The organism is Thiomonas sp. TH-17, from assembly GCF_057473305.1.
The window spans coordinates 40,992-67,879 of the sequence record NZ_JBYCKI010000032.1 but is presented as its reverse complement, the minus strand read 5'-3'; the positions used below and the strand labels follow the sequence as shown (position 1 = coordinate 67,879).

Annotated in this window: 26 protein-coding genes; 17 read left to right on the top strand and 9 right to left on the bottom strand. The window is 63.9% G+C overall.

Annotation, left to right across the window (positions count from 1 at the left end; genetic code table 11):
* Positions 1-35: 35 nt before the first annotated feature.
* Together AC2VLV_RS02575 and dxs are read left to right on the top strand one after the other, a co-directional pair.
* Positions 36-536: a disulfide bond formation protein B gene (locus AC2VLV_RS02575; RefSeq protein ID WP_486988486.1), complete on the top strand. Its 501-nt coding sequence runs from the start codon at positions 36-38 to the stop codon at positions 534-536.
* Positions 537-577: 41 nt separating this feature from the next.
* Positions 578-2,491 (top strand): 1-deoxy-D-xylulose-5-phosphate synthase, encoded by a 1,914-nt coding sequence (gene dxs / locus AC2VLV_RS02570; RefSeq protein WP_486988485.1) that lies wholly within the window; start codon positions 578-580, stop codon positions 2,489-2,491.
* A 4-nt stretch (positions 2,492-2,495) separates the two neighbouring features.
* Here the strand turns inward: dxs and AC2VLV_RS02565 are convergent, their stop codons facing one another.
* Positions 2,496-3,386 carry a zinc ABC transporter substrate-binding protein gene (locus tag AC2VLV_RS02565; RefSeq protein ID WP_486988484.1) on the bottom strand — a complete coding sequence of 297 codons (891 nt, stop codon included), beginning with the start codon at positions 3,384-3,386 and terminating at the stop codon, positions 2,496-2,498.
* A 159-nt stretch (positions 3,387-3,545) separates the two neighbouring features.
* Here AC2VLV_RS02565 and AC2VLV_RS02560 point away from each other — a divergent pair, with 159 nt between their 5' ends.
* The 3 genes from AC2VLV_RS02560 to folE2 all read left to right on the top strand — a co-directional run bounded on the left by AC2VLV_RS02560 (position 3,546) and on the right by folE2 (position 6,021).
* The gene (locus AC2VLV_RS02560; protein WP_486988483.1) at positions 3,546-4,316 is read left to right on the top strand and encodes an ATP-binding cassette domain-containing protein; all 771 of its coding nucleotides are present in this window, start codon (positions 3,546-3,548) and stop codon (positions 4,314-4,316) included.
* Positions 4,309-5,109, top strand: coding sequence for a metal ABC transporter permease (locus AC2VLV_RS02555; protein WP_486988482.1), 801 nt, complete (start codon positions 4,309-4,311; stop codon positions 5,107-5,109). The genes AC2VLV_RS02560 and AC2VLV_RS02555 overlap by 8 nt, the downstream gene beginning before the upstream one ends.
* A 123-nt stretch (positions 5,110-5,232) precedes the next feature.
* Positions 5,233-6,021, top strand: a complete 789-nt coding sequence (gene folE2 / locus AC2VLV_RS02550) for a GTP cyclohydrolase FolE2 (protein WP_486988481.1) — start codon at positions 5,233-5,235, stop codon at positions 6,019-6,021.
* Between the two features lie 6 nt (positions 6,022-6,027).
* Here folE2 and mutS read toward each other — a convergent pair whose 3' ends face one another.
* Positions 6,028-8,619: a DNA mismatch repair protein MutS gene (gene mutS, locus AC2VLV_RS02545; RefSeq protein ID WP_486988480.1), complete on the bottom strand. Its 2,592-nt coding sequence runs from the start codon at positions 8,617-8,619 to the stop codon at positions 6,028-6,030.
* 154 nt (positions 8,620-8,773) lie between these two features.
* Here mutS and AC2VLV_RS02540 point away from each other — a divergent pair, with 154 nt between their 5' ends.
* From AC2VLV_RS02540 to AC2VLV_RS02525, 4 genes are all read left to right on the top strand, one after another.
* Positions 8,774-9,673, top strand: coding sequence for a DUF6662 family protein (locus AC2VLV_RS02540; RefSeq protein ID WP_486988479.1), 900 nt, complete (start codon positions 8,774-8,776; stop codon positions 9,671-9,673).
* 191 nt (positions 9,674-9,864) lie between these two features.
* A complete protein-coding gene (locus AC2VLV_RS02535; RefSeq protein WP_486988478.1) occupies positions 9,865-10,410 on the top strand; it encodes an FMN-binding protein in 546 nt (181 codons plus the stop codon).
* Positions 10,407-11,273, top strand: coding sequence for an FAD:protein FMN transferase (locus tag AC2VLV_RS02530; RefSeq protein ID WP_486988477.1), 867 nt, complete (start codon positions 10,407-10,409; stop codon positions 11,271-11,273). Before AC2VLV_RS02535 ends, AC2VLV_RS02530 begins: the two co-directional genes overlap by 4 nt.
* A complete protein-coding gene (locus tag AC2VLV_RS02525; RefSeq protein ID WP_486988476.1) occupies positions 11,270-11,824 on the top strand; it encodes a hypothetical protein in 555 nt (184 codons plus the stop codon). Before AC2VLV_RS02530 ends, AC2VLV_RS02525 begins: the two co-directional genes overlap by 4 nt.
* Here AC2VLV_RS02525 and prmC read toward each other — a convergent pair.
* From prmC to AC2VLV_RS02505, 4 genes are read right to left on the bottom strand one after another with little or no spacing between them, the layout of a single operon-like run.
* Positions 11,752-12,714: a peptide chain release factor N(5)-glutamine methyltransferase gene (gene prmC / locus AC2VLV_RS02520; RefSeq protein WP_486988475.1), complete on the bottom strand. Its 963-nt coding sequence runs from the start codon at positions 12,712-12,714 to the stop codon at positions 11,752-11,754. The two genes, AC2VLV_RS02525 and prmC, sit on opposite strands and share 73 nt — an antisense overlap.
* On the bottom strand, positions 12,711-13,709 hold the full coding sequence (nadE, locus tag AC2VLV_RS02515; protein WP_486988474.1) for an NAD(+) synthase: 999 nt from the start codon (positions 13,707-13,709) through the stop codon (positions 12,711-12,713). Before nadE ends, prmC begins: the two co-directional genes overlap by 4 nt.
* Before the next feature lie 4 nt (positions 13,710-13,713).
* A complete protein-coding gene (locus AC2VLV_RS02510) occupies positions 13,714-13,965 on the bottom strand; it encodes an acyl carrier protein (protein WP_013123069.1) in 252 nt (83 codons plus the stop codon).
* Between the two features lie 44 nt (positions 13,966-14,009).
* Complete coding sequence (locus AC2VLV_RS02505) at positions 14,010-15,557, bottom strand: class I adenylate-forming enzyme family protein (RefSeq protein WP_486988473.1); 1,548 nt, start codon at positions 15,555-15,557, stop codon at positions 14,010-14,012.
* Positions 15,558-15,903: 346 nt separating this feature from the next.
* Between AC2VLV_RS02505 and AC2VLV_RS02500 the strand changes: the two genes are divergently transcribed.
* The 5 genes from AC2VLV_RS02500 (at position 15,904) to ntrC (ending at position 21,637) form a co-directional block, all read left to right on the top strand.
* Complete coding sequence (locus AC2VLV_RS02500; RefSeq protein ID WP_486988472.1) at positions 15,904-16,674, top strand: competence/damage-inducible protein A; 771 nt, start codon at positions 15,904-15,906, stop codon at positions 16,672-16,674.
* Between the two features lie 244 nt (positions 16,675-16,918).
* Positions 16,919-18,334: a type I glutamate--ammonia ligase gene (gene glnA / locus AC2VLV_RS02495; RefSeq protein ID WP_486988471.1), complete on the top strand. Its 1,416-nt coding sequence runs from the start codon at positions 16,919-16,921 to the stop codon at positions 18,332-18,334.
* A 132-nt stretch (positions 18,335-18,466) separates the two neighbouring features.
* On the top strand, positions 18,467-19,045 hold the full coding sequence (locus AC2VLV_RS02490; RefSeq protein ID WP_486988470.1) for a hypothetical protein: 579 nt from the start codon (positions 18,467-18,469) through the stop codon (positions 19,043-19,045).
* Positions 19,042-20,127, top strand: coding sequence for a nitrogen regulation protein NR(II) (gene glnL / locus AC2VLV_RS02485; RefSeq protein WP_486988469.1), 1,086 nt, complete (start codon positions 19,042-19,044; stop codon positions 20,125-20,127). Before AC2VLV_RS02490 ends, glnL begins: the two co-directional genes overlap by 4 nt.
* A 34-nt stretch (positions 20,128-20,161) precedes the next feature.
* A complete protein-coding gene (gene ntrC / locus AC2VLV_RS02480; protein WP_486988468.1) occupies positions 20,162-21,637 on the top strand; it encodes a nitrogen regulation protein NR(I) in 1,476 nt (491 codons plus the stop codon).
* 6 nt (positions 21,638-21,643) lie between these two features.
* On the opposite strand, the gene AC2VLV_RS02475 is transcribed toward ntrC, so the two are convergent.
* Positions 21,644-22,405 carry an exodeoxyribonuclease III gene (locus tag AC2VLV_RS02475; RefSeq protein WP_486988467.1) on the bottom strand — a complete coding sequence of 254 codons (762 nt, stop codon included), beginning with the start codon at positions 22,403-22,405 and terminating at the stop codon, positions 21,644-21,646.
* 123 nt (positions 22,406-22,528) lie between these two features.
* Here AC2VLV_RS02475 and AC2VLV_RS02470 point away from each other — a divergent pair, with 123 nt between their 5' ends.
* Genes AC2VLV_RS02470 through AC2VLV_RS02460 form a run of 3 tightly spaced genes read left to right on the top strand, consistent with a single transcriptional unit; the run spans position 22,529 to position 25,097 of the window.
* On the top strand, positions 22,529-23,416 hold the full coding sequence (locus AC2VLV_RS02470; RefSeq protein ID WP_486988466.1) for a metal ABC transporter solute-binding protein, Zn/Mn family: 888 nt from the start codon (positions 22,529-22,531) through the stop codon (positions 23,414-23,416).
* 23 nt (positions 23,417-23,439) lie between these two features.
* Complete coding sequence (locus tag AC2VLV_RS02465) at positions 23,440-24,285, top strand: metal ABC transporter ATP-binding protein (RefSeq protein ID WP_486988465.1); 846 nt, start codon at positions 23,440-23,442, stop codon at positions 24,283-24,285.
* Positions 24,282-25,097: a metal ABC transporter permease gene (locus AC2VLV_RS02460; RefSeq protein WP_486988464.1), complete on the top strand. Its 816-nt coding sequence runs from the start codon at positions 24,282-24,284 to the stop codon at positions 25,095-25,097. The genes AC2VLV_RS02465 and AC2VLV_RS02460 overlap by 4 nt, the downstream gene beginning before the upstream one ends.
* Before the next feature lie 285 nt (positions 25,098-25,382).
* Here the strand turns inward: AC2VLV_RS02460 and AC2VLV_RS02455 are convergent, their stop codons facing one another.
* Positions 25,383-25,628, bottom strand: coding sequence for a DUF2274 domain-containing protein (locus AC2VLV_RS02455; protein ID WP_059401149.1), 246 nt, complete (start codon positions 25,626-25,628; stop codon positions 25,383-25,385).
* A complete protein-coding gene (locus tag AC2VLV_RS02450) occupies positions 25,625-26,887 on the bottom strand; it encodes a TraB/TrbI/VirB10 family type IV secretion system protein (RefSeq protein WP_059401150.1) in 1,263 nt (420 codons plus the stop codon). The genes AC2VLV_RS02455 and AC2VLV_RS02450 overlap by 4 nt, the downstream gene beginning before the upstream one ends.
* Position 26,888: the final 1 nt, after the last annotated feature.

The window sequence follows — 26,888 nt, the reverse complement described above, 5'->3', positions numbered from 1 at the left end:
CTCGATATTCCTCATCTGATCAAGAGACTGTCACCATGAATCAGCGCCACGCCATTGCGCTTCCTGCTCTCGCTGCAGCCACTGCGCTGGGCACGCTGGGCGGGGCGCTCTGGCTGCAGCGCAAGGGGTTTGCGCCCTGTCCGCTGTGCATTCTGCAGCGCATGGCTTATCTGGGTGTGTTGATTTTTTCGCTTTCAGCCATCAGCCTGATCCGCTCGAATGCTCGGCTTGCGGCGCGCGTCGTGCTGGGCTTTGGGGTGCTCAGCGGCCTTGTCGGACTGGGTTTTGCTGCCCGGCACATCTGGCTGGTTTTGCACCCGGGGCAGCTCTGCGGACTCGACCCGCTGGCTGCCGTGATCAACCACTGGCCGGTTACGCAGTGGGCGCCGTGGATGTTTCGCGCAGATGGGCTTTGCGCTGATACCCCTTCGGTGTTCGGTTTGGCGCTGCCGTTCTGGTCTGCGGCCGGATTCGTTCTGGCGTCTGCCCTGCTGCTCGCCGCGATGTGGCGCCGCGCTTCCGCCCCAACACGCTGACCCAGGCGCTACTCCACGCGTTGTTCCACGATTTGCCCATCATGACTGCTTCGTTTTCTTTGCTGAACCGCATCGCCTCGCCCGAAGATCTCCGTGCGCTCGACCGCGCGCACCTGCGGCAACTGGCGGTTGAGCTGCGTGAATTCATCCTGCAATCGGTTTCGCGCACCGGCGGGCATCTGTCGTCGAACCTCGGCACCGTGGAATTGACCATTGCCTTGCACGCCGTGTTCAACACCCCGCATGACCGACTGGTGTGGGATGTCGGGCATCAGACCTATGCCCACAAGATTCTCACCGGACGTCGCGACGGTATGCGCGGCCTGCGGCAGAAGGGCGGCATTTCCGGCTTTCCGCGCCGCGAAGAATCGCCGTTCGATGCCTTCGGCACCGCCCATTCGTCCACCTCGATTTCGGCCGCGCTGGGCATGGCGCTGGCCGCGCAGCGCAAGGGCGAATCGCGGCGCGTGGTCGCCGTGATCGGCGATGGCGCGCTCACGGGGGGCATGGCATTCGAGGCGCTCAACAACGTCGGCGTGCACCCCGAGGCCGATCTGCTCATCGTGCTCAACGACAACGACATGTCGATCTCGCCGCCGGTGGGCGCGCTCAATCGCCACCTCACCGGGCTGCTGTCGGGCGGACTGTTCACTGCGGCGCGCAGCACCGCCAAACAGGTGCTCAGCGCCGCACCGCCTTTGCTGGGCCTGGCGCGCCGCCTGGAGGAATATGCCAAGGGGCTGGTGGCGCCTTCGCCCTTGTTCGAAGAGCTCGGGGTGAAGTATTTCGGGCCGATCGACGGCCACGACCTCGATGCGCTCATTCCCACCCTGCACAATCTGCGCGACATGCACGGCCCCATCCTGCTGCATGTGGTGACCAAGAAGGGGCAGGGCTACAAGCTGGCCGAGGCCGATCCGGTGGCCTATCACGGGCCGGGACGGTTCGACCCGGCCGTGGGGCTGGCGCCCGGCAAGCCCGGCAAGGCGCCCACCTTCACTCAGGTGTTCGGCCAGTGGCTGTGCGACATGGCGCAGGCCGACGCGCGTCTGGTGGGCATCACGCCGGCCATGCGGGAGGGTTCCGGTCTGGTTGAGTTTGCCGAGCGTTTTCCGCAGCGTTATTTCGATGTGGGCATCGCCGAGCAGCACGCAGTCACCTTTGCTGCCGGTCTGGCCTGCGAGGGGTTGAAGCCGGTGGTGGCGATCTACTCCACCTTCCTGCAGCGCGGCTACGACCAGGTGATTCACGATGTGGCCATTCAGAACTTGCCCGTGATGTTCGCGGTAGACCGGGCCGGTGTGGTGGGGGCGGACGGGGCAACGCATACCGGCGCCTTCGACATCCCCTTCCTGCGCTGCGTACCCAATCTCAGCGTGCTCGCCCCGGCTGACGAAAACGAATGTCGGCAGCTGCTCACCACGGCCTACCGCCACAGCGGCCCCGCGGCGGTGCGCTACCCGCGCGGCAGCGGCGTCGGCGTGGCCGTGCAGGCCGCGCTCACCGAACTTCCCTGGGGGAAATCGCAGCCACGGCGCGCCAGTGCCGCCAAACCGGGGCAGCGCATCGCCATGCTCGCGTTCGGCCCGGTGCTCTATGCCGCGCTACAAGCGGCTGAAGAGTTCGACGCCAGTGTGATCAATATGCGGTTCGTGAAACCGCTCGATACGGCGGCGCTGCTGGCCGCTGCAAGTAGTCACGATGCTCTGGTCACCGTGGAAGAAGGGGTGGTCAGTGGCGGGGCGGGCTCGGCCTGTCTAGAGGCTTTGCAGGCGGCGGGCGTTCAGATTCCGGTGCTCAACCTCGGTCTGCCCGATGCCTGGCTCGAACATGGCGACCCCGCGCAAATCACCACTGACATCGGGCTGGACGCCGCGGGCATTGCCGCGAGCGTGCGCAAACGCTTTGGCGCCTTGCTACATCCCGCAGGCCGTCAGCGCGCGGCCAACGAATAAAACCTCACGGTGTGCCGAGGCACTGGCCGAGGTTATTCGCCAGATTGCGCATCAACTGGGTATAGCCTTCCAGACCCAGCGGCCCCTTGGCGCCGAGCGGGTCGAGCGTGCCGACTCGCGCCCGGGTTCCCTCGATCAAGGTCTGCACCAGCCGCGGTTCGAACTGCGGCTCGGCAAACACGCAGACCACGCCTAGCGACTTGATCTTGTCGCGCATCTGACTCACGCGTCGCGCATTGGCCATGGCGTCGGGGCTGACCAGAATCGAGCCGGCCGCACGCAGCCCGAAGGCATGTTCAAAGTATTGATAAGCATCGTGAAACACGATGAAGGGCTTGCTTTTGACCGGGGCGAGTTGCGCGGTGAGTTCCGCCGTCATTGCATCGATGCGCTGCACCGCTTGCTCTGCATTGGCCTGGTATTGCGCCGCATGTTGCGGGTCTTTCGCCGCCAGCGCGCGGGCCGCGCTGCGCACGATGACCTTGGCATTGGTGGGTGACAACCAGAGATGACCGTCGAAGCTGCCAGTGTGCACATGGTCATGTTCGCTGCCGTGGTCATGCGCTGCGCCATGATCGTGCGATGGCGCCAGCTTCGGAGCAGGGCGCTTGCGCTCCCAGTCGCCGCCCATGCGCGCGGGCAGCAAGTCCATGCCGGGCTGAGTGGAAAGGGTGACCACCTGGGTCGATTTGGGCAGCGCCTTGGTGATCTTGGTCAGCGCGGGCTCGACGTCCGGCCCGATCCAGAACAGAAGCTGCGCCTGCTCGGCGCTGGCTCGCTCAGAGGGTTTGAACGCATAGGTGTGGGGCGAATTTCCCGGCGGAATCAGCACCGTGGGTTTGCCTACCCCGGCCATGACGGCCGCCACCAGATCGGCCACGGGTTTGATACTCACCGCGACCCGCGGCGTTTCAGCCTGCGCCCCCAGCGGGGCCAGGGTTGCAGCGAGGAAGACCGAAATTGATAAGAGGCGTCGTAGGAAGATCATTTTTGAACGAGGGCGTTGAGAAAGTAATTAGTTACAATGTAACACTTGCAACAGAAAATAACGCACTTGTCTCCTACAGAACCGCTCATCGCCCTCGAGGGCATCCATGTGCAACGCCACGGCAATGCGCTGCTCACCGACGTCAGTCTGCGCGTGCTACCTCGCCAGATCGTGACGCTGGTCGGCCCGAATGGTGCGGGCAAGACCACGCTGGTGCGCGTGCTGCTCGGCTTGATTACAGCGGATCGCGGCGTCGTGCGGCGTCGTAGCGGGCTGCGCGTGGGCTATGTGCCGCAGCGTTTCATCCCGCCGCCCAGCTTGCCGATGGATGTGGACGGTTTTCTGCGCCTGGCGGGGCCGAGTACCGAGCAGCAGCGCGAGCAGCGGCTGGCCGATAACGGCGCCGACGATCTGCTGCGGCGACCGCTGCGGGCGCTTTCCGGCGGGGAAATGCAGCGGGTTCTGCTCGCCCGGGCGATGCTGCGCAAGCCCGATTTGCTGGTGCTCGACGAACCGGCGCAAGGGCTCGATGTGCAGGGCCAGCAGGAGTTCTATGCCTTGATCGCCCGCCTGCGTGACTCATCAGGTTGCGGCGTGCTGCTGATTTCGCACGATCTGCATCTGGTCATGGCCGCCACCGACGAGGTGGTTTGCCTGGAGCGTCATGTCTGCTGCGTGGGGCGGCCGGAAGATATCAGCGTGCATCCGGAATACCTGCGACTTTTCGGGCGCGATCTGACCGGGCTGGCGGTCTATCGTCATCACCACGATCATCATCACGACCTGCACGGCAATATCGTGTCCGATGAGGCCGAAGGACGGACGCACCATGACTGAATTCCTGCTGCCTGATTTCGTCTGGCGCGCCTTGATCGGCGGCGTGGGCGTGGCACTGCTGGCGGGGCCGCTGGGTTGCTTTGTGGTGTGGCGACGGATGGCCTACTTTGGTGAAACGCTGGCGCACTCGGCCTTTCTGGGCGTGGCGCTGGGGCTGTTGCTGCACCTCGATCCGGTCATCGGCGTGCTCGCGGTAAGCGTGGTCATCGCCCTCGTTCTGGCGCGGCGCCAACCGGCTGAAGGCATTGCCGAAGACACGCTGCTCGGCCTGCTGGCGCACACCAGTCTGGCGCTGGGCCTGGTGGTGCTCGCCTTCATGGAGGACGTGCGCGTCGATCTGTTCTCTTATCTGTTCGGCGACATTCTGGCACTGCGGACGGCAGATTTGGGCTGGATCCTCCTGATCGATGTCGTGGGCCTGTCTTTGCTGGCCTGGCTGTGGCAGGGCTTGCTGGCACTCACCGTGCATGAAGAACTCGCCGCCGTGGAGGGGCGGCGGGTGAAATGGCTGCAACTGGCGTTCATGCTGGTGCTGGCGGTTTTCGTCGCGCTGGCGATGAAGCTCGTGGGCATTTTGCTCACGGTGGCCATGCTCATCATTCCGGCGGCGGCGGCGCGGCGGCTGGCGCGTACTCCCGTGCAGATGGCGCTGGGCGCGGCCGCAATTGGCGCAGTCGCCGTCCTGCTGGGGCTGCTGGCCTCACTGCATTCCGACCTGCCCTCGGGCCCCGCCATGGTGGTCGCGGCGGCGTTGCTGTTTCTGCTGCTTCGGGTGTTGCCGCAGCGCGGTTGAACGCCCCCATTTCCGCAGACCGCGCAAGGATGTGCGCAGTCCGGGATAATCCGAGAACTTTTCTCAACTATGCCCCGGGCGGGCGGTGCCGAACCCCATCGGCGCTGCCCCACCCGTCATCCCATGAACAAACCCTTTGAAGCCATTCCGGATATCCAGAGCACTGTGGACGAGCGCCATATCGCGATCCAGCGGGTCGGGGTCAAGGGCTTGCGCTATCCCCTCAACGTGCGTCTGCGCGACGGCAGCATTCACCCGAGCATCGCCCAGGTAACGGCCGACGTGGCGCTGCCCGCCGAGAAAAAGGGCACGCATATGTCGCGCTTCGTCGAGCTGCTCGAGGCCATGTCCGAGGCGATGGACGCGCAGGCTTTTGCTGCGCTCACCCGGCAGATGCTGCCCAAGCTCAACGCCACGGCGGGGCGTCTGGAATTCGCCTTCACGCTGTTTCTGCGCAAGACCGCGCCGGTCTCGGGCGTGCAAAGTCTGCTCGATTACGAGGCGGGTTGGATCGCAGAAGCGCGCGGCGATCAGGTCAAGCTCACGGCCAAGGTCATGGTGCCGGTGAAATCGCTGTGCCCGTGCTCGAAGGAAATCTCGGATTACGGCGCGCACAACCAGCGCTCGCACATCACCATCACGGCCGAACTGCTGCAACCGGTGGCGCTGGAAGAACTCATCCGCATTGCCGAGGAAGAGGCTTCGTGCGAGATCTGGGGCTTGCTCAAGCGCCCGGACGAGAAATACGTCACCGAGCACGCCTACGAAAATCCCAAGTTTGTCGAGGATCTGGTGCGTGATGTCGCCGCCCGGCTCAATGCCGATCCGCGTATCGGCCATTACGTGGCCGAGGCGGAGAACTTCGAATCCATCCACAACCACTCGGCCTACGCCCTGATCGAGCGGGTTTGAGCTGCGTCATTCGACCTCTCGCAAGGCCTTGAGACGGTAGAGGGTCTCAAGCGCCTGGCGCGGCGTGAGGGTGTCGGGATCGGTGGCATCGAGCGCCTCGATCAGCGCTTCGTGCGTGGGGACTGACACTGGCTCTGCTTCAGCAATTTCCGCAGACGCTGCAAACAGATCGAGCTGCGCTTCCTGTTGCTGATGCTGGCGTTCCAGCGCATCGAGCCGCTTGCGGGCGTCGCGGATGACGGCAGACGGCACCCCCGCCAACTGGGCGACCTGCACGCCATAGCTGCGACTGGCCGGGCCCTCGCGCACCTCGTGCAGAAACACAATGCCCTGCGGCGTTTCCGCTGCGCCCACATGCACATTGGCGGCCTGCGGGTGGCGCAGCACCAGATCCGTCAACTCAAAGTAATGCGTGGCGAACAGGGTGAGGCTGCGGTTGCGGTCGTGCAACTGCGCGGCAATGGCCGCGGCCAGCGCGAGGCCGTCGAAGGTGGAAGTGCCGCGCCCGACCTCGTCCATCAACACCAGGCTGTGGGGCGTGGCCTGCCGCAGAATCGCCGCGGTTTCGGCCATTTCGACCATGAAGGTAGATTGCCCGCCGGCCAGATCGTCGGAGGCCCCGATGCGGGTGAAAATCGCGTCCAGCGGGCCGATGCGAGCGCTGCGCGCCGGGACATAGCTGCCGAGGTAGGCGAGCAGGGCGATCAGCGCGGTCTGCCGCATATAGGTGGATTTGCCGCCCATGTTCGGCCCGGTGAGAATGAGCAGGCGGCGCTGTTCGTCGAGCTGGCAATCGTTGGGAATGAAGCGGTCAACCCGGCTCTCGATGACCGGATGACGGCCGCCCGCGATGTCGATGCCCGGCGCCTCGACGAACTCGGGGCACACCCAGCCGAAGGTGCTCGCGCGCTCGGCCAGGGCGGCCAGGGTGTCGAGTAGGGCGATGGCCTGCGCGGCGCGGCGGATATCGGCCAGCGCGGGCTGCAGCGCTTCGATGACGCCCTCGAACAAGACTTTCTCGCGCGCCAATGCGCGATCCTGCGCGGAAAGCGCCTTGTCCTCGAAGGCCTTGAGTTCCGGGGTGATGTAGCGCTCGGCACCCTTGAGCGTCTGGCGGCGGCGGTAGTCGCCGGGCACTTTGTCGGTCTGGCCGTGGGTGACTTCGATGAAAAACCCGTGAACCTTGTTGTATTGCACCCGCAAGTTGGCGATGCCGGTGCGCGCGCGTTCGCGCTGTTCCAGCTCCATGAGAAAGCTGCCGCAGTCGGTGTCGATGGCGCGGAGTTCGTCAAGTTCGGCATCGAAGTCGGCTGCGATCACGCCGCCATCGCGCAGGTTCAGCGCCGGTTCGGCCGTGATGGCGCTTAGCAGCAAGGCGGCGGGTTCGGGCGGCTGATCGAGCTGCGCATCGATGTTTTGCAGCAGGGCGCAGCGCTCGAATGCGGCCGCCTGGCGACGCAGTGCAGGCAGGCGCTGCAGGCCGTCGCGCAACGCCGACAGTTCGCGCGGCTTGGCCTGCTTCAGCGCGATGCGCGCGGCAATGCGCTCCAGATCGGCCATGCCGCGCAGGCTGCCGCGCAACGCCGCCAAGTCGCCGTCGCTCAGCGCCTGCAAAGCGGCGTGGCGCGCGCGGGCGACGTTGGCGTCACGCGGCGGCGCCTGCAGCCAGTCGCGCAGCAGGCGGCTGCCCGCCGCGGTCTGGCAACTGTCGAGATGGGAAAACAGCGTGGGGCTGTCTTCGCCGCGCAAGGGTTGCAGAATCTCCAGGTTTCGACGGGCCACGGCGTCCAGCCGCAGACTGTGTTCGGCCCGCTCGACCCGCAGATCGGCCAGCAGGGGCAGCGTGCCGCCCTGCGTCTGCTCGGCGTAGGTCAGCAGGGCGGCAGCGGCGGCATGTGCCGCGCTCAGGGTTTGCGCGCCGAACCCGTCGAGATGAGCCACCTGCAACTGCGCGCAGAGCTTGCGCAGACCGAGCGCGGTGTCGAAATGCCATTCCGGCCGCTCGGTCGTGTAGGGCCACCGGGTTTCGTCCGGCAGGCTTTGGTGCTGCGGCCACAACACCTCGGCGGGCGCGACGCGGGCCAGCCAGTCGGGCAGGGCGGCCGCTTCGCAGTGCGCCAGGGTGAGGCCGCCGCCGGTCAGCGCCATCCACGCCAGCCCCCATTCGCCGCGCGCCGATTTCGGCGGCGCAATGGCCAGCAGAATGGCATCGCGCTTGTCGTCGAGCAGCGCCTGTTCGGTGAGCGTGCCCGGGGTGACCACGCGCACCACGCGGCGCTCGACCAGGCCTTTGGCCTGCGCCGGATCGCCGATTTGCTCGCAGATCGCCGCCGACTCGCCGAGCTTGACCAGCTTGGCCAGATAGCCATCGAGCGCCTGCGCCGGCACCCCGGCCATGATGACCGGCTCGCCCGCCGACTGTCCGCGCCGGGTCAGCGTGATGTCGAGCAACCGCGCGGCCTTCTCGGCATCTTCGTAAAACAGTTCGTAGAAATCGCCCATGCGACACAGCAGCAGCGTGCCGGGATGCTCCGCTTTCATGCGCAGGTATTGCTGCATCAAGGGCGTGTGAGCGGCCAGATTGGATGGGGCGGGCATGGATCGGGTGGGTGGACGGCAACACGCTATTTTGCCTGCGGGCGAGGTGATCTGCCTCGAAACCGGCCGTTCACTTTCTGAAACAAGCCGATACGCTTGACACATGCAGAAATAAAAACAAGAATGCGAACCGTTATCAACAACGGAGTGTGTCTTGAAAGCAATCAAATCCATTTATCGGTCCGTGATCGTCGGATTGATGTTCGCAACAACGTCTGGCGCTGCTTCGGCCGACGAGAATTTGCTGGGCTATACCTCCGGGGCGGAAACGCTGCCTGCAGGAGCCTCAGAGGCCTATTTCTGGATCACTGATCACAGTGGCAAACGGCGCGGAAGCTATTCGGCGCAGTATCTGCGCGCCGAATACGAATATGGCATCAGCAACAGCCTGAGTGGTGCGATCTACCTCAACGGCTATCGCCACAGCTACAACTGCGGCACGATAGGCTGCGCCGGGCCGGTAGCGGGCGGAGAAATCACCAGCAGCCTCCACCGGACGCAGTTCAGCGGGTTCTCGCTGGAACTGAAAAAAATGCTGCTCTCCCCCTACAAGGATGATTTGGGCGTGGCGCTGTATGGCGAAGTCACCTACGACAGCGTTGACCCGATTACCGGCGAAAAAGGGCAGGGCTATGAGCTGGAAACCAAGCTCATTCTGCAGCGGCCCTATCTCGACGGTCAGTTGCAGTGGATGACCAATCTGGAGTTGGAAGCCGAGTCGTGGCGGCCCAGCGCAGGTGGCGGCACGGAGTATGCGGTGGCCCCACGGCTGCGAACGGGCCTGTCGTATCGATTTGCACCGAACTGGTTCATCGGCGCCGAAGGCTGGATCGATGCCGAGATTCTCAAACCCGCGAATCAGTCCTGGGAATTCGACCACTGGGATTTCTTCGCCGGCCCGTCCATCCACTACGGCGGAAAAGCCTGGTGGGCCACACTGACCTGGGCCCAGCAGATCGGTGGCTCAAACGAGTCCGACAACAACTCCACGGGTGTACATCTGGCCGATCATGAACGGCGCGAAATCCGGCTCAAGCTTGGCTACAACTTCTGAGAGGGTGTGAACAAATCCGCCATGACCGCTCCTCGCGCCCAAACACCCCCGCTCGGCGTTACAAATGCGCGCCGTGCCGACAGGCACGGCTGTGCTTTGCGCCTTGTCCGGGGACGTTTGGACGCGCTGCTCGGCCACGCCGGATTCATTCACACCCTCTGAGGCCTGGATCATTTTTGAAAGGAACACGCATGCAAGGATGGCACCCCTATTTATTGATGCCTCTGGCCGCGTTGGTCGCTGCGCCGGTCGGAGCCACCGAATATCTGACGGTTGAGCAGGCGCAGAAGTCGCTGTTCCCCGAGGCTGATCGATTCATTGCGGTGCCGGTGCAGTTGAGCGCGGCGCAAAAATCCGCGATCGAGGCGCGCTCCGGTTTGAAGCAGCGCTGGGATAAACAGGAGGTCTGGCGAGCGGAGCGAGAGGGTAAATTGCTCGGCTGGTTCATCGTCGATGATGTGGTGGGTAAGCACGAATTCATTCACTACGCGGCCGCGCTCTTGCCAGAGGGGCGTGTGCGCGGCATCGAGGTCATGATCTACCGCGAGACCCACGGCGATCAGATCCGCCAGTCCAGCTGGCGAAAGACGCTGGAAGGCAAAACGCTGGCTGACCCGTTCAAGCTCGACAAGGACGTGCCCAATATCAGCGGCGCCACGCTGTCTTGCCGCAATGTAATGAACGGAGTCAAGCGCCTTCTGGTGCTGCAACAAGTTGCGTTGCAGGCGGGCACATGAAAGACGACACCCTCTCCGTGCGCAGGCTTCGACCCTTGCTGGGAACCTGGGTGGAGATCCAGGCCACTGGGCGATCGACTCGGGTAGAGCGGGCCGTAAAAAGCGCTTTTTTACATATCGCTCGGGTGCAGGAACGCATGAGCTTTCATGCGCCCGACAGCGTGTTGAGTCGCATCAATCTGCATGCGCACCATACGCCCCAGCCCGTCGATGCCTGGACCTGGGATGTGCTGCGCAAGTCGCGTGCCTTGTCGCTGGCCAGCGAAGGCCGCTTCGACATCACCTTGGGCGCGCGTCTGGTCGAGCGTGGCGTTCTGCCCGATCATGGCTTTGCCACGCTTGAAGCAGCCGTCGGCAGCGATGCGCTGGTGATGTGGCCCGGACGGCGCGTGGGCCTGCGTCGCCCCGTGCTGCTTACGCTCGATGGCATCGCCAAGGGCTATGCGGTGGATCTCGCCATCCAGAGTTTGCAGCGCGCCGGCATTGACCAGGCCGTGGTGAACGCCGGCGGTGATTTGCGGGCTTTTGGCCCTCACGCCGTGCCTTTGGGGATACGCCTGGCCAACGGCGCCGTGTACCGGGCAGGGTCGCTGTGCAACGCGGCGGTGGCCAGTTCGATGGTGGGACACGCGGGATCAGCACGGCAGAACTTTCCCGGCTGTGTCTTGCACCCCGGTGGCGGCAACTGGCGCGGCGCGGCGCCCAAAGTCTGGACGGTACAAGCCGAGTCATGCTGGCGAGCCGACGCGCTGACCAAAGTGGCGGCGCTCTCGCCCCCGACGCGGCGGCATATATTGGTCGCGCAATTGGGCGGACGCATTCTTCCGACGGGAAGTGTCACGGCACGGGAGGAAGCCGCTTGAAAACTTATCCGCGCCATTTCGTATCGGTCTTGTATCTGACCTTGTTCGCGCTGCTGACAACGGGTTTGTTGCTGACGCCCGGCGCGCTGCAGATGCGCCTGGATTGGGACATGCCCTGGTCTCTACCCAGCGGTTTGCGTACCTGGACGGCTGCGGGCCATGCGCTGAGTTTTCTTTCGATGCTCAGCCTCGTCGGCGCGGTGTGGGCCGTCCATATTCGGGCCGGATGGGTCAGGCGGGAGAATGTGCGCAGCGGTCTGCTTCTGCTGGCGGCTTTTGGCTTGCTTGGCCTGAGCGGGCTGGGCCTGTATTACGCCGGAGGCGAAAACCTCCCTGCCTGGAGCGCGGTAGCTCACTTGCTGGCCGGTGGCCTGTTGCCCTTGTTGTTTGTAGCGCACCTGTTGGGCGCCCGCGCAGCGGCCCGTCGCGCATGGCCGCAGCACCGAAAAATGTTTCAGCCGACAGATCAATCGACGGTTCAGCCCGCCGCTCGCGCCAGCACGGCGCGCACCGCACCCTGCGCATCACAAACGGTTTCGACCCGGTCGTAAGCCGGGTGCTTTTCCAGCAACTGCGTCATTGCCGGGCCTTGGCCGAGGCCGACTTCCATGCCGAGCCAGCCGCCGGGGCGCAGCAGAGGGGGGGCTTCGCGGATCAGCCGCATGAGAATGCGCACGCCGAACGGCCCGCCGTCGAAGGCGAGATGGGGTTCATGTCCGACGATCTCGTGCGGCATGGTGTCCATCTTGGCGGTGGAAATGTAGGGCGGCAACGAGACCACCAAGTCCACCTTGCCCTGAAACTCGGCGCCGAACGGGGCGAGCAGGTCGCCGGTATGCAGGCTGACACGCTGGCCCAGATCGAGGTTTTGGGTGTTGGCGCGGGCCAGGTCGATGGCGGTTTGGGAAATGTCGGCGCCATGCACCTGTGCCTGGGGTACGGCGTGCGCAAGCGCCAGGGCGAGATTGCCCGAGCCGCAACACACGTCGATCACGACAGGAGGCGTTGCCGCGGCCTCGGCCATCGAACGCAGTTTTTGCGCTGCGATCTGGCCGAGCAGTTCGCTTTCGGCGCGCGGAATGAGGGCTTCGGGCGAGGCCAGCAGTTCGAGCCCCATGAAGCGCTGCCATCCGGTGAGGTAGGCGATGGGCTCTCCGGCAACACGGCGTTCGATCAGGCCGTCGAGCGCTTCGAGCTGCGCGGCGCCCAGCGCGACCAAGGGCGTTTCTGCCGCAGCGTGCAGAGACATCGGGCGTCCGGCGGCCAGCAGCCAGAGCGCACGCAGGGCGGAGGCGGGCGTCTCTTCCGGTTTGTCGGGCAGGATGTCGAGGGCCTGAGTGAGCCGAGTCAGGCGCTGTTCGAACACGGCCTGTGCTTCCGGCCCAAGGGCTTGCAGATTGGGGGCGGTTTGTGCGGGCGATGATGCGGCGTCGAGATTCAAGAAACGCTCTCCTGTGAGGGATAAAAAACGGGCTCGATCAGCGCGGGTCGGGCATGCAGGTAGCGGGTGGTGCGCCGCTTGGCATCGATGTCGTTCAGCACGGCAACGGCGCGCTCCTCTGGAATGGCCAGTGCCTCGGCCAGTTCCGCGGCGCTGTAGCCGTGATTGCGGGCCCAGAGGGCCAGATCCATTTGATGCCAGGGCAGGGCGAAATAAAACTCGTCCTGGCCTTGCGGCAGGCTGTAGGTATCGGTGGTCGGGGCGGCGTTGCACACGGCCTCGGGCAGACCAAGATGCCGCGCCAGGGCATAGACCTGGGTCTTGTAGAGGTGGGCGATGGGTTTGAGATCGGCGGAGCCGTCGCCGTTTTTCACAAAAAAACCCTGGTCGTATTCGAGCCGGTTGGGCGTGCCGATGACCGCATAGTTCAGACGGTCGGCGTGGAAGTATTCGAGGGTTTTGCGCAGGCGCTGCTTGTGGTTGGTTGCGGCGACGATCTGCAGATATTCGCGCAGCGGCAGCCGCGCCTCTTGCATCTGTCCGTCGGGCGCCTGGGCGATGATCTTGAAATGGTTGATGCCGCCAGCCAACCCGCCAGAGATGGCGAGCTTGATCTTCCATTGCGCGGTGTAGCCAGGCAGCACCGCGCGCACGGCCTCGTCGCGCCAGCGATAGCAGCCGATGGACTCCAGCGCGGGGGCGATGTTTTCCACCGTGTATTCGATGCCGAGCTGCTGTGCGACCTGCCCGCCCAGACTAGCGCTGCTGTCCGACGAATCTCGCTCGGGCATGAGCAGGCCGAATACCCGCTGCGGCCCGAGGGCGCGCACCGCCAGAGCCGCGCACACCGAGCTGTCAACGCCGCCGGAAAGGCCCAGCACCACGCCGCGCTTGTTGAAGCCGCGCAAGGTGTGGAGGAAAAAGTCGGCAATGCGGACGGTTTCAGCCTCGCAGTCGATGGCAAGAACGTCGGTAGTCAGCGCAGGGCGGGTCATGCTTTCAGGCCGCCTGTTTGCGTTGCACATAGGCGGCGATGGCGGCCACGCTGTCGAGGTTGTCGGGCACCATTTCGATGTCGGCGACCTGAATGCCCCAGTTCTCTTCGAGGAAGAGGATGAGTTCGAGCACGCCGGTGGAGTCGAGAATGTGCAGATCGAGCAGCGAGTCGGTGTCGCTGTAGCTCGTGTCGCGCGCGCCGAGCAGAAAGTTGCTGTCGATGTAGTCGCGAATTTTTTTCTGAATGTCAGACATGGGAATGAAGCCTCGGTAAGAGCGAAGGTGGAAAGTCGGCGGGTTCAGCGCAAGCCGGTTTTTTTTATTTTTCCGGTGTCGGTGCGGGGCAGGGCATCGACAAATTCAACATATTTGGGAGCCATGAAATTTTCGATGTGCGCCAGGCAGTGCTTGATCACTTCGCGCTCGGTGAGTGTGTAGCCCGGCTTGCAGACCACAAAGGCCTTGACCGCCTGGCCGAGTAGCGCGTCGTCCACGCCGATGACGGCGGCCTCAAACACGCCACCCAGCGCATGCAGCACGTTTTCGACTTCGCGCGGGCTGACTTTTTCGCCGCGGCTTTTGATGATGTCGTCGCGTCGCGCCACAAAATACAGCCAGCCTTCTTCGTCGGTGCGAAACAGGTCGCCCGAATACAGCACCATTTCACCGGGAATCGGCCCCGGCCGCAGGCGCTGCGCGGTTTGCTCGGGTTTGCGCCAGTAGCCGCGCATCACATGGCTGCCGCGGATGACCAGCTCGCCGGTGCTGCCGTTGGGCAGGCGGCGGCCTTCGTCATCCGCCAGCCAGACTTCTTCATTGGGCATGCCGCGCCCGACGCTGCCGGGGCGCACATCGAGCTGTTCGGGCGGCAGATAGGTCACCCGCTTGCACTCGGTCAGCCCGTACATGGAAAACAGCGTGGCCTGCGGAAACAGGGTGCGAATCTGCGCAATCTGCGTTTGTGGCAAGGCTGCCGCGGTGTTGGTGATCAACCGCAGCGCCGAGAGGTCGAACTCATGCAGCGCCTTGAGGTTGGTCAGCAGGGTGAACATGGTGGGCACGCCGGGAAACACCGTCACCCGTTCCTGCGCCATATTGGCCAACACCTTGACCGGAAAGGTGAACGAGCGCTCCAGCAGCACGGTGGCGCCCAGGCTGAAGGCCATGAGCACCTGATACAGCCCATAGTCGAAGGCCAGAGGCAGGGCGCAGACGATGATGTCGTCCTGCCGCAGCCCGAGATAACCGCGTACCGAGCGCAGCGCGGTGAGCATGTTGAGGTGCGTGAGCATCACCCCTTTGGCATCGCCGGTGGAGCCCGAGGTGTAGATGATGGCGGCCAGATCCTGGTCGATCAGATCGGGTTGCGTGGGCGAGCAGGCCGCGCCGGGCAGGGCGGCAGGGAAGGCGCATTCGCGTGGATCGGGCGTGCCGACGCCCGGCTTGCCCTGCGCGTACGCCGTGAGCATGTAGCAATGACGCACGCTGGGATTCAGCGCCAGAGCCGCGCGGCTAGTTTCGGCCAGTTCCTGCTGGGTGAACAAGGCGCAGGCTTCGGAATCGTTGAGGATATAGGCCAGCTTGTCGGCCTTGGTGAGGGTGTTGACCGGCATGAACACCGCACCGATCTTGAGCACGGCATACATGGCCGCGATCATTTCCACGCAGTTGTCGAGAAACAGCGCCACCCGCTCGCCGCGCTGCACTCCATGGGCTCGCAGTGCGGCGGCGATGCCCTCCACCTGGTCGGCCAATTCGCCATAGCGGGTCGTCACGCCCTCGCGCACGATGGCGCGATGTTCGGCAAAGTCGGCGGCGGTGGTCTCGAAAGTGTGGTGAAGCAGCATGAGCGTCCATTAAAAACGAGGTAACCCAGCATAAGGGCGGAGTGTGCTGAAGCGTCACCCCGCAATCGCACGGAAAGCGCCAGAATGTGATTTTTTTGGGAGGGCGTGGTGGCGCGAAAGCGACGGCGTCCCGCTATGCTTCAACCCAGATTGTTCATTAGGACACGGGATGATGGCGGGGCGGGTTGGGGATGGATTGGCCCCTGCGCGACAAGCCCGTAGCCCAAGCTATGGGCGCGAAGCGCGGGGGCAAAGACGCCCCAAAACCGACCGCCAGCAACCGTGTAGGGGCGAAGTCCCCGCCTAATGGACAATCTGGGTTAAATTTTCAATTCAGAGCACAAGCATGGGACTGGGGCTTTACATCATTGGCGACGAAATCCTGTCGGGAAAGCGGCAGGACAAACATTTCCCTCAGATCCTGGCTCTCCTCAAAGCGCGAGAGATGCGGTTGGACTGGGTGAGCTATCTGGGCGACGATCCCGCCCAGCTGACCGAGGCATTTGCCGCCAGTTTTCGGCGCGGCGATGTGGCGCTGAGTTGCGGCGGCATCGGCGCCACGCCAGACGATCACACCCGGCAGAGCGCCGCAGCTGCGCTGGGCCTGCCGCTGGAGTTGCACCCCGAAGCGAAGGCGCTGATTCAGCAGCGGGTCATCGAAGCCGGGCTGGGCGATGTGGACAGCCCCGCCAACCAGCAGCGCTTGCAGATGGGACTGTTTCCGCAGGGCAGCACCATCATTCCCAATCCTTACAACCGCATTCCGGGTTTTTCCATCCGGCAGCATTACTTCGTGCCGGGCTTTCCGGTCATGGCGTGGCCGATGCTCGAATGGGCGCTGGATGGTCCGCTGGCGCATCTGCACGGCCAGGGTCATCAAGTTGAAAGGGCCGTGATCGTGCGCCACGCGATGGAGTCTGACCTCACGCCCTTGATGGAAGACATCGAGCAGCGGTTTCCGGGCATCAAGGTTTTCAGCCTCCCCAGCGTCGATCACCCGGTCTGGGGGCGGCACATTGAACTCGGCGTGAAGGGCGGCTCGGCGGGCGTGAACGAGGCATTCGTCTATCTGCAAGCCCATCTGCCGGAAGGGAGTTGGGAAGATGCACCAAAATGAGCTTGTACGCACTTAAACGGGGCATTCAATTCTTCGGCACTATTCTGGTGCATTTTTCGCAGTCTTTAAGCCCCTCTTTCCCCCTGGCGGATTCGTTTACACCCTCTCGGGTCTCAAACGATCTGGGCACGCTTTCTGCTAGATTCCCGGCACTGCGCGGAGCATTGCAGCAAACGATGTCGAGTGGCGTCTTCATAACGACAGATGCCCACCCCAACGCATTTCAACCTGACAGGAGATTTTCATGAGCAAAACAGTCGCCGACGTGATGGGCCTGGTGAAAGAGCACGATGTCAAATTCGTGGATTTCCGTTTCACCGACACCCGCGGCAAAGAGCAGCACGTTACGGTGCCTGTCTCGCATTTCGATGAAGGCAAGTTCTCCGACGGGCACGCCTTCGACGGCTCGTCCATCGCCGGCTGGAAGGGTATTGAAGCCTCGGACATGTTGCTCATGCCCGACCCGAACACCGCCAATATCGATCCGTTCTACGAAGAAACCACGCTGCTGCTGAGCTGCGACGTGCTCGAACCCGGTGACGGCAAGCCCTACGACCGCGACCCGCGTTCCATCGCCAAAAAAGCCGAGGCCTACCTCAAGGCTTCGGGCATCGGCGATACCGCCTTCTTCGGCCCGGAACCCGAATTCTTCATCTTCGACCAGGTTCGCTGGAATGTGGACATGTCGGGCAGCTTCGTCAAGATCGACTCCAACGAAGCCGCCTGGGCGACCGGCGACAAGTTGGAAGGCGGCAATATGGGCCACCGCCCCGCGGTGAAGGGCGGCTACTTCCCGGTGCCCCCAGTCGACAGCCTGCAAGACATCCGCTCTGAAATGTGCCTGCTGCTCGAACAGATGGGCGTGCCGGTCGAAGTGCACCACCACGAAGTGGCCAACGCCGGCCAGTGCGAAATCGGCACCAAGTTCTCCACGCTGGTCGAGCGCGCCGACTGGACGCAGATCATGAAATACGTGGTGCATAACGTGGCTCACGCCTATGGCAAGACCGCGACCTTCATGCCCAAGCCCATCGTCGGCGACAACGGCAGCGGCATGCATGTGCACCAGTCCATCTGGAAAGACGGCAAGAACCTGTTCGCGGGCAATGGCTATGCCGGCCTTTCCGAGTTCGCGCTGTACTACATCGGCGGCATCATCAAGCACGCTCGTGCGCTCAATGCCATCACCAACCCCGGCACCAACTCGTACAAGCGTCTGGTGCCCGGCTTTGAAGCTCCGGTGATGCTGGCTTATTCCGCGCGCAATCGTTCGGCCTCCATCCGCGTGCCGTTCGTGCAGAGCGACAAGGCCCGCCGCATCGAAGTGCGTTTCCCCGACCCCACCGCCAACCCCTATCTGGCGTTCTCCGCCATGATGATGGCCGGCCTGGACGGCGTGGAAAACAAGATCCACCCGGGCGAAGCCGCGAGCAAGAACCTGTACGACCTGCCGCCGGAAGAAGAAGCCAAGATCCCGACCGTCTGCTCCAGCCTCGATCAGGCGCTGGACTATCTGGACAAAGACCGCGCCTTCCTGACCAAGGGCGGCGTGTTCAGCGACGACTTCATCAGCGCCTACATCGAGCTGAAGATGGAAGAGGTCACCCGCTTCCGCATGACCACGCACCCGGTCGAGTTCGATATGTATTACTCGCTGTAAGGTGGGATAGTCTTCAAAAGCGGCCTTCGGGCCGCTTTTTTTTGGCAATTCCGCCACGCCCTGTCGGCCGGGTGTGCGTCCCGCGCGTTGCCAGACTTACACTGACCGCTGATTTTTTGAATGCGCGCCACCATGACCTTGTTTGCCCGATTGACTGTCCGATTGACTTCCCGATCAAGCGTTCGTTACGCCGCGTTTGCCTTGCTCGCGTCCCTGGCGGGCGCCTCTGCCGCTGTGGCGCAGACCGACCCGCAGCGCGTTTACCGCTGCCCGGACAACTCCTACACCAACGATCTTTCCGAGGTGAAGGCGAAGAACTGCAAGTTGATCGACAACGCCAATGTGAGCATCCTCTCCAGTCCGGGCATGACGCCCAAGGTCATCGGATCGGGCAGCAAACCCAGCGGGCAAAATGCAGCGCCGAGCGGCAATCAGGCCGCGCGCGTTGCGCCTTCCACGCAGAAAGAGCGCGATCTTGAGGCGCGGCGCATTTTGGAGCAGGAGTTGCAGCAACAGCAGGCGCGGCTCGACCAGCAACTCAAGGCCTACAACAACGGCCAGCCCGATTACCTGCCCAGTGAGCGGCTGGTGGGCGGCGGAGTCAAGGGCGGCGAATACGCCCAGCGCGTGGCGCAGATGAAAGACCAGATCGCCATGACACAGGCCAATATTGCCGCCTTGCAACGCGAGTTGCAAAAGTACCCGCAATGAACGCCGCACCGGCCGGTCAGCCGGGCGCGACCGAGTATCCCGGCCTAGAGTGGCTGGCCTCGATGGCCGCCCTGGTGGACGCCGATGGCGCGATTCAATACGCCAATCCGGCGCTGGAAAATGGGCTGGGTGTATCCCGCCGACTTTTGAATGGGCAGAACCTGAGCCACTGGATGGACTGTCCCGCGCTTTGGCAGGAGTCTTTGCTCCAGGTGCGCGGCAATGAGTTCAGCAGCAAGCGCTTCGACTGCATGATGCGGTTGCGCGATTTGCGAGAGGCGGTGCAAGTGCAGTTGATCGTGGCGCGCACCGATCATCCTCAGGGACTGCTGCTCGCCGAGGTGGTGGAGATCAGCCAGCAGTCGCGTCTTGAGCGCGAGGAGCAGTGGCACAACCAGGCGCAGGCCAACAAAGAGCTGATCCGCAATCTGGCGCACGAGATCAAAAACCCGCTGGGCGGCATACGCGGCGCGGCGCAGTTGCTGCATGCCGAGCTGCCCTCTGCCGAATTGCAGGAGTACACCCAGGTCATCATTGCCGAGGCCGACCGGCTGCAAACCCTGGTGGATCGCCTGCTGGCGCCGCATCGAAAGCCGCATGTGGTGGGCGATGTGAACATTCACGAAGTGTGTGAGCATGTGCGCACCCTGCTGCAAGCCGAGTTTCCGCAGGGGTTGGAAGTCGAGCAGGATTACGACGCCAGCCTGCCCGAGTTTCGCGGCGACAAGGAGCAGCTCATTCAGGCGGTGCTCAACATCGCCCACAACGCGGCGCAGGCGTTGCAGGCGCGCATCGTGCAGGGCGATGCGCGCATCATCTTCCGTACCCGGGTGGCGCGACAGATGACGGTGGCCCGTCAGCGCTACAAGCTGGCACTGGTCTTGCATATCGTGGACAACGGCCCCGGGGTGCCTGTGGAACTGAAAGATCGCATCTTTTTTCCGCTGATCTCGGGCCGAGAAGGAGGGAGTGGACTGGGGCTCACCCTGGCCCAGACCTTCGTCCAGCAACATCAGGGAACCATCGAATGCGACAGCCAGCCCGGCCACACCGAATTCCGCATCACTCTTCCGCTGCCTTGACGCTTTGCAGACAGTGCTGCACGAGGGGCGCGCGATGAAACCGATCTGGGTGGTTGACGACGACGCCTCGATCCGCTTCGTACTGGAAAAGGCGCTGCAGAAGTCGGGCATGGAAGTGCGCAGTTTTTCCAATCCGCGCGACGTGCTCAGCGCCTTTGCGGAAGGCTGCCCGCAAGTGCTTATCAGCGACATCCGCATGCCGGGCGGCAACGGCATCGACTTGCTGCAACAAATCCGCCAATCGCATCCCGGCCTGCCCGTCATCATCATGACGGCCTACTCCGATCTCGATAGCGCGGTGGCCTCGCTGCAAGGCGGCGCGTTCGACTATCTGAGCAAGCCCTTCGACGTGGACAAAGCGGTCGAACTGATTCAGCGGGCCGTCGATGAAAGCCTGCGCGAAGAGCAGGCCGATGAAGCGCACAACGAAGCCCCCGAGCTGCTCGGTCAGGCCCCGGCCATGCAGGATGTGTTCCGCGCCATCGGGCGGCTGGCGCATTCGCAGGTCACCGTGCTGATCACGGGAGAGTCGGGTTCGGGCAAGGAGCTCGTCGCCCGCGCCCTGCACAAGCACAGCCCGCGCTCGGGCGGGCCGTTTGTCGCCATCAACACCGCGGCAATTCCGAAGGATCTGCTGGAAAGCGAGCTGTTCGGCCACGAGCGCGGCGCCTTCACTGGCGCGCAGACCATGCGGCGCGGCCGCTTCGAGCAGGCTGAAGGCGGCACGTTGTTCCTCGACGAAATCGGCGACATGCCGCTTGAACTGCAGACCCGCCTGCTGCGCGTGCTGTCCGATGGACACTATTACCGCGTGGGCGGGCACAGCGCGATCAAGTCGCATGTGCGGGTCATTGCCGCCACGCACCAGAACCTCGAACAACGTGTGGCCCAGGGCCAGTTCCGCGAGGATCTGTTTCACCGCCTCAACGTCATCCGCCTGCGCCTTCCGGCCTTGCGCGAACGCAGCGAAGACATCGCGCCGCTCACCAAACATTTCCTGCAGCGCAGCGCGCAGGAACTCGGCGTTGAGGCCAAGCGCATTTCCGCCGAGGCCCTGCGCGTGCTGCAGCAGTTCCCCTTTCCCGGCAATGTGCGGCAACTGGAGAACCTGTGTCAGTGGCTGACCGTCATGGCGCCGGCTCAGACCATTCAGGTCAAAGACCTGCCCGACGATGTGAGAGAGGAAGTGCGCTCTGCGCAAGCGCAGGTGCCTGCTGTGACGGCAACAGTGTCGGCCGAGATTCCCTTCATTGCGGCCTCAAACCCCGATTCAACGCCGATTCAGCCGTCAAACGAGGATTGGGAGCGCCGCGTCGAACAGGTGGCCCAGGGCTTGATCCGCAGCGGCGAGCCCGATGTCATGCACCATCTGACCCAGCGATTCGAACGCGCGGTCATTGCCGCCGCGCTGGCGCAAACCCACGGCCGTCGTATCGAAGCGGCGCAAAAACTGGGCATCGGCCGCAACACCATCACCCGAAAAATTCAGGAACTGGGGATGGAAGAATGAGCTGGGTCACACAACGGCAATCACCGGCGCGTGATCGCTGGGGCGCTCGTTCTTGCGCGGCGCCTTGTCGATGACGCAGCTCTGCAGTGAATCGCGCAAACCCTCGCTCACCAGAATGTGGTCGATGCGCAGGCCCTGATTTTTGCGGAAGGCCAGATTGCGGTAGTCCCACCAGCTCCAGCTCTTGGGCGGCTGTTCAAAGGCGCGGAAGGCATCGATCAGGCCGAGCCCGAGCAGCGCCTCAAAGTGACCGCGCTCTTCGGGCGTGCAGTGAATCTGCCCGGCCCAGGCGACCGGATCAAACACATCACGATCTTCCGGGGCAATGTTGAAGTCGCCCATCAGCGCCACTTTCGCATATCGCTGCAGTTCCGCAGCGACCCACGCCCGCAGCGCGTCGAGCCAACGCATTTTGTAGGCGAACTTGTCGCTATCCGGCGCCTGCCCATTGGGAAAATACGCGCCGATCACCCGCAGTTCGCCGAAGGTCGCGGCAATGACGCGCGCCTGCGCATCCTCGAAACCGGGAATGCCGCGCTGCACCTCCGCCGCTTCGTGGCGGCTGAGCAGCGCCACGCCGTTGTAGGTCGGCTGCCCGAGGCACACGCTGTGATAACCCGCGTTCAGCAGCTCGGCATGTGGGAACCGATCGTCGGTCAGCTTGGTTTCCTGCAGCGCCAGCACGTCGGGCGTCTGAGCCTGCAGCCAGTCGAGCACCTGTGGCAGGCGCACGGAGAGGGAGTTCACATTCCAGGTAGCGATTTTCATGGTCGTCGCGTTTTCAAACCGCCTATTCTGCCTGCGGCGCGCCAGCGGAAAACTTGCATCTGGATACATTCACTTTATTTGAGATGTTATAAAGTAACGACACATTCACTTCAGAGATTTCCCATGAAAGCCCGATCCTTCCTGCTTTACCTCGCTCTTTTGTTGCCGCTCTCGCTGCTGTTCGCCAGCGGGGCGCAGGCGGCGCCGATTTCCATCGTGGCGGCAGAAAGTACTTATGGCGTCATTGCGCAGGTCATCGGCGGCAATCAGGTGAAGGTGCACAGCATCATCAGCAATCCGAACGTCGATCCGCACAGCTTCGAGGCGACGCCGGCCGTGGCGCGCAAGGTGGCGAAGGCGCAGATCGCCATTCTCAACGGCATCGGCTACGACGAGTGGATGAGCAAAATGCTGGCCGCCAATCCGGCCCCGCAGCGGCAGGTGATTGTGGCCGCCGAACTCGACCCGGCGCTGATCATGGCGGACCGCAATCCCCATGTGTTCTACGATCCGCTGATCGCGCTCAAGGTGGCGGAAAAGCTCACGTCACTGCTGCAGCAAGCCGATCCGGCACATCGCCAAGTCTTTGCCACGAATCTGCAGCATTTCAAGGGGCAGTTGAACCGGCTGAACGAGGCTCAGGTCGCACTGAAAAAGCAACATCCGCAGCTCAAAGTCACGGCCACCGAGCCGGTGGTGGGCTATCTGCTGCGGCAACTGGGCTGGACCAGTCTGGGCGAGAAATTTCAATTCGACGTGATGAACGACACCGAGCCCTCTCCCGCCGAAGTGGCGCGCTACGAAGACAATCTGCGCCAGCACAAAGTGGCGCTGCTGTTCTACAACCGCCAGGTGACCGACCCGCTCACCGATCGCCTGCGCAAGATCGCGCTGGATTCCGGAGTGCCCGTGGTGGGGGTGGACGAATTCGTGCCGCCCAAGACCAGCTATGTGCAGTGGCAACTGCAAACCCTCGCGGCGATCGGGCGGGCGCTGGGCAAGTCGCATTGACCGTGTCGGCTGAACTTTCCGCGATGAACCTTTCGCCCGAATGGGCGGTGCAAGCACAGGGCCTGCGCTGCGCACTCGGGGGGCGCACCGTGCTCGAAGGGTTGGATCTGCACATCCGCCCCGGGCAGTTTGTCGGCGTGTTCGGCGCCAACGGTGCGGGCAAAACCACCTTGCTGCGCGCCTTGCTGGGTTTACAGCCGCTGGAGTCGGGGCGCTTGCGTTTGCTGGGGCAGGAGGGCGTGTCCGCGCGGGCTCACATCGGCTATGTCTCGCAGCGCGACCCGATTGGCGCCGACAGTTTTCTGCGGGTGCGCAGCTTTGTCGCCACGGCCTGGCAGGGCGAACGCTGGGGGCCAGGGCTCGGAGGTGCGCAGCAGCGCGCGCAGGCCGTTGATGCGGCGCTGAAAGCGATGGAAATGGAGCCGCTCGCCAAACGCGGCATGGACGCGCTATCCGGAGGGCAGCGGCAGCGGGCGCGCATCGCGCAGGCGCTGGTCAACCCGGTGCGCATGCTGCTGCTCGATGAACCGCTCTCCAACCTCGACCCCCAGGCGCAGCAGCGCATTCTGCAAACGGCCCGCCGGTTGTGTACCGAGCAGGGCATGACGGTGTTGATGACCGCGCACGACATCAATCCGCTGCTGCCGCACATGGATCAGGTGCTCTACCTCGCGGGCGGCCGGGGGCGGCTGGGCTCGGTTGATGAAGTGGTCAACGCACCAGCGCTGTCGGCGCTGTACGGTCTGCCGATGGCCGTGGCCCGCGACGGCGGCTATATGTTCATTCACCCCGCTGGCGGCTTCATGCCGGAGGAGGCCGCACATTGCGGGCACGATCACGGTCATGCGGGCGAAGGTGAGGGCGCATGATCCTCGGTCTTGAATACGGTTTCATGCGGCATGCACTGCTGGCGGGCAGCGCAATTGCGGTGTTGAGCGCCGCCGTGGGCTATTTCATCACCTTGAGGCGGCAGGCGTTTGCCGCGCATGCGCTGTCGCATGTCGGCTTCACCGGCGCGGCGGGGGCCATTCTGCTGGGTCTGAGTCCCTATCTCGGCCTGTTTGCCTTTACGCTGACCAGCGGCGTTGCCCTGGCGCTGACGGGCGGACGCATCCGCCAGCGCGACATTGGCATCGGCATGGTGCTCATGTTCGCCCTGGGGCTGGGCGTGCTGTTTCTCAATCTCTACACCGCCAACGCGCAGTCGGCGATGAGCATTCTGTTCGGCAGCATTGTGGGCATCACGGCGGCGCAGGCGGCATTGTCGCTGCTGGTGTGTGTGGCCGGTCTGGCGGGGCTGGCCGTGCTGTATCGCCCGCTGTGCTTCGCCAGTTTCAACCCCGAAGGCGCTCAGGCGAGGGGGGTGAATACCCGGCTGCTCGACCTGCTGTTCATCCTGCTGGTGGCGGCCACGGTGGCGATTGCCGTACCGGTGATCGGAGCCCTGCTGATTTTCGCTTTGCTCATCGGCCCCGCAGCCACGGCGCAGACTGTCAGCCGCAGCATTGCAGGCGGTGTCGGCCTGTCGGTGGCGCTCGGGCTGGCGGTGACCTGGGGCGGGCTGGCGGCGGCGTATTACATCGGCTATCCGGCCAGCACCTGGATTGCCTCGCTGAGCTTTGGCCTGTATTTGCTCGGCCATGCCTGGCGCGCTTGGCGGGGCGGCACGGGGTTGAGCTGATGCGCATGAAAAATGTCCGCTGTCAAGTCCCTTTTGAGGTCATGCAGCGGCGCAAAAGGTCTTATGGGGCAATAGGTTAGCCTAGATTCAGGCTGCGGCGCGCTCTTGCTGCATTTCTAGCTAGGTGCCACATAGGCGCTTTGCGGTGGCAAACGCAGGGGCGCCGCAGCGGGCAAGATCGCGTAGCCATCTTATGCCCCTGCTTGTCGCAATCCACCTCAAAGCGAAAGCGCAGCCCTCGGGCTGCGCTTTCATCGTGAGCGGATGCTGGATGCGCCCGCATCGTCAACCCGGCTTCGGCGGTGCGGCCTTGTTCCCACTTCCCTTCCTGAATCCCCGATCCCCCGCCATGAACGCCTCCAGCATGTGCGGGATCAGCGTCACCGCATCGACCGCCTCGCCATACGCCTGCGCGTGCAGCGCGGCGTAGGCATCGAGGTCAGCTTTCAGGCTGGCCGGGCAGGTGAAAGTCAGCTTCGTACTGCCGCTGGACGGTAGTGGGCCAAGACGGAGTTTTCGGGCGGTACTCATCGTGCACCTCCAAGCTGATAGAACATGGGTTGGTAAGGACGCAACACGAGGTCGCGCGCCACGATCACCCGAACCGGCAGGCCCGGCCGCGCCGTCAGCGTCGGCTGCACGTTCATGTTGCGCCGGGTCATCTCCTGCCCGACCTGATTGATGCTGTCCTGCGCGCTGTCACGCCCGGCGATCACGATGCGGTTGCCATCCTGCCGGTTCTCCGGCGCAGCCAGCTCGGCGCCCACGCCCAGCAGCGTCGTCAGCGCCGCGCCTGCGACGATGCGGCTCCAGTGGTAGTCCACACCGTCTTCCAGGCCGGAATAGCCGGCCGGATCGGTGCCCACGAGGTTGTCGAGCGTCAGCGAGGACGTGTCAGGCAGGATGACCCGGTTCCACACCACCTGAACCCGGCTCTGCCCATAGCTGACCTGGCTGTTGTATTTGCCCAGGATGCGTGACCCCTGCGGGATCAAAAGAAACTTGCCCGTGGCCGAGTCATAGACCGGCTCCGTCACCGTGGCGATCACGTCGCCCGGCAAGTCCGACTTGATACCTGTCACAAGCGCCCCCGCGATCACCGTCCCGGCCATGACCTGATACGACGAGGACGGCATTTTCAGATTCCCGGAATTGCGGGTTTCCGTAGAGCCGCCTTTCAGGAACGCCTCTTTCTGGTCTTGCCGGTTCTGCGTGGCGGTTGGGTCGGCAGGCTGGGCCGCCGTCGAGGCCGGCCCGGCGGCGAGCGGGTCGAAGCCCGCCAAGGCCGATGCTTGGCCAGCCGCAGCGACTTGCGCAGTCGCTGGCGCGGCGGTCTTGCCAGGCGTGCCCGAGCGGAAGAACACCGAGGAAGCTGCTGCCGCTTCAGCTTCCTTGCGCCGTGCATCCTCCGGGTCGTGGCCCGGCGGCGCGTAGGTGGGCGTCACGGGCTGCTGCGACTTCACGATGGCCGGGCCAAGGTCGCCCGGCAGCGGCGGCCCCAGCTCCGGCACCTTTGGCAGCTTGGAGTAATCCGAAGGCAAGCCATCCAGCCCTTCGGACTTCGACACGCGATCGACGTTGTACAGCTCGGTCTGCTCACCCGCGCGCCGGTGCGGCTGCAATGACCAGATCGTAGCCCCGAGCACGGCGACCGACAGGCCGCCGGTGAGCATGGCCAGCGTGCGCCGGTTCAGGCGCGTGACCGCGCGCGGCTGGGCGCGCAGCGCCACCGCCTCGGGCGCGACCTTGCCCGCTTGCGGCGCAAGGTCAGGGGAATCGTCCTGGCTCATG

Excerpts from the sequence above, each read along its gene's own strand:
- AC2VLV_RS02575 (WP_486988486.1), top strand. The coding sequence starts at position 36 with ATGAATCAGCGCCACGCCATTGCGCTTCCTGCTCTCGCTGCAGCCACT.
- dxs (WP_486988485.1), top strand. The coding sequence starts at position 578 with ATGACTGCTTCGTTTTCTTTGCTGAACCGCATCGCCTCGCCCGAAGAT.
- AC2VLV_RS02555 (WP_486988482.1), top strand. The coding sequence starts at position 4,309 with ATGACTGAATTCCTGCTGCCTGATTTCGTCTGGCGCGCCTTGATCGGC.
- folE2 (WP_486988481.1), top strand. The coding sequence starts at position 5,233 with ATGAACAAACCCTTTGAAGCCATTCCGGATATCCAGAGCACTGTGGAC.
- mutS (WP_486988480.1), bottom strand. The coding sequence starts at position 8,619 with ATGCCCGCCCCATCCAATCTGGCCGCTCACACGCCCTTGATGCAGCAA.
- AC2VLV_RS02535 (WP_486988478.1), top strand. The coding sequence starts at position 9,865 with ATGCAAGGATGGCACCCCTATTTATTGATGCCTCTGGCCGCGTTGGTC.
- AC2VLV_RS02530 (WP_486988477.1), top strand. The coding sequence starts at position 10,407 with ATGAAAGACGACACCCTCTCCGTGCGCAGGCTTCGACCCTTGCTGGGA.
- nadE (WP_486988474.1), bottom strand. The coding sequence starts at position 13,709 with ATGACCCGCCCTGCGCTGACTACCGACGTTCTTGCCATCGACTGCGAG.
- AC2VLV_RS02510 (WP_013123069.1), bottom strand. The coding sequence starts at position 13,965 with ATGTCTGACATTCAGAAAAAAATTCGCGACTACATCGACAGCAACTTT.
- AC2VLV_RS02505 (WP_486988473.1), bottom strand. The coding sequence starts at position 15,557 with ATGCTGCTTCACCACACTTTCGAGACCACCGCCGCCGACTTTGCCGAA.
- AC2VLV_RS02500 (WP_486988472.1), top strand. The coding sequence starts at position 15,904 with ATGGGACTGGGGCTTTACATCATTGGCGACGAAATCCTGTCGGGAAAG.
- glnA (WP_486988471.1), top strand. The coding sequence starts at position 16,919 with ATGAGCAAAACAGTCGCCGACGTGATGGGCCTGGTGAAAGAGCACGAT.
- AC2VLV_RS02490 (WP_486988470.1), top strand. The coding sequence starts at position 18,467 with ATGACCTTGTTTGCCCGATTGACTGTCCGATTGACTTCCCGATCAAGC.
- glnL (WP_486988469.1), top strand. The coding sequence starts at position 19,042 with ATGAACGCCGCACCGGCCGGTCAGCCGGGCGCGACCGAGTATCCCGGC.
- ntrC (WP_486988468.1), top strand. The coding sequence starts at position 20,162 with ATGAAACCGATCTGGGTGGTTGACGACGACGCCTCGATCCGCTTCGTA.
- AC2VLV_RS02475 (WP_486988467.1), bottom strand. The coding sequence starts at position 22,405 with ATGAAAATCGCTACCTGGAATGTGAACTCCCTCTCCGTGCGCCTGCCA.
- AC2VLV_RS02470 (WP_486988466.1), top strand. The coding sequence starts at position 22,529 with ATGAAAGCCCGATCCTTCCTGCTTTACCTCGCTCTTTTGTTGCCGCTC.
- AC2VLV_RS02465 (WP_486988465.1), top strand. The coding sequence starts at position 23,440 with ATGAACCTTTCGCCCGAATGGGCGGTGCAAGCACAGGGCCTGCGCTGC.
- AC2VLV_RS02460 (WP_486988464.1), top strand. The coding sequence starts at position 24,282 with ATGATCCTCGGTCTTGAATACGGTTTCATGCGGCATGCACTGCTGGCG.
- AC2VLV_RS02455 (WP_059401149.1), bottom strand. The coding sequence starts at position 25,628 with ATGAGTACCGCCCGAAAACTCCGTCTTGGCCCACTACCGTCCAGCGGC.
- AC2VLV_RS02450 (WP_059401150.1), bottom strand. The coding sequence starts at position 26,887 with ATGAGCCAGGACGATTCCCCTGACCTTGCGCCGCAAGCGGGCAAGGTC.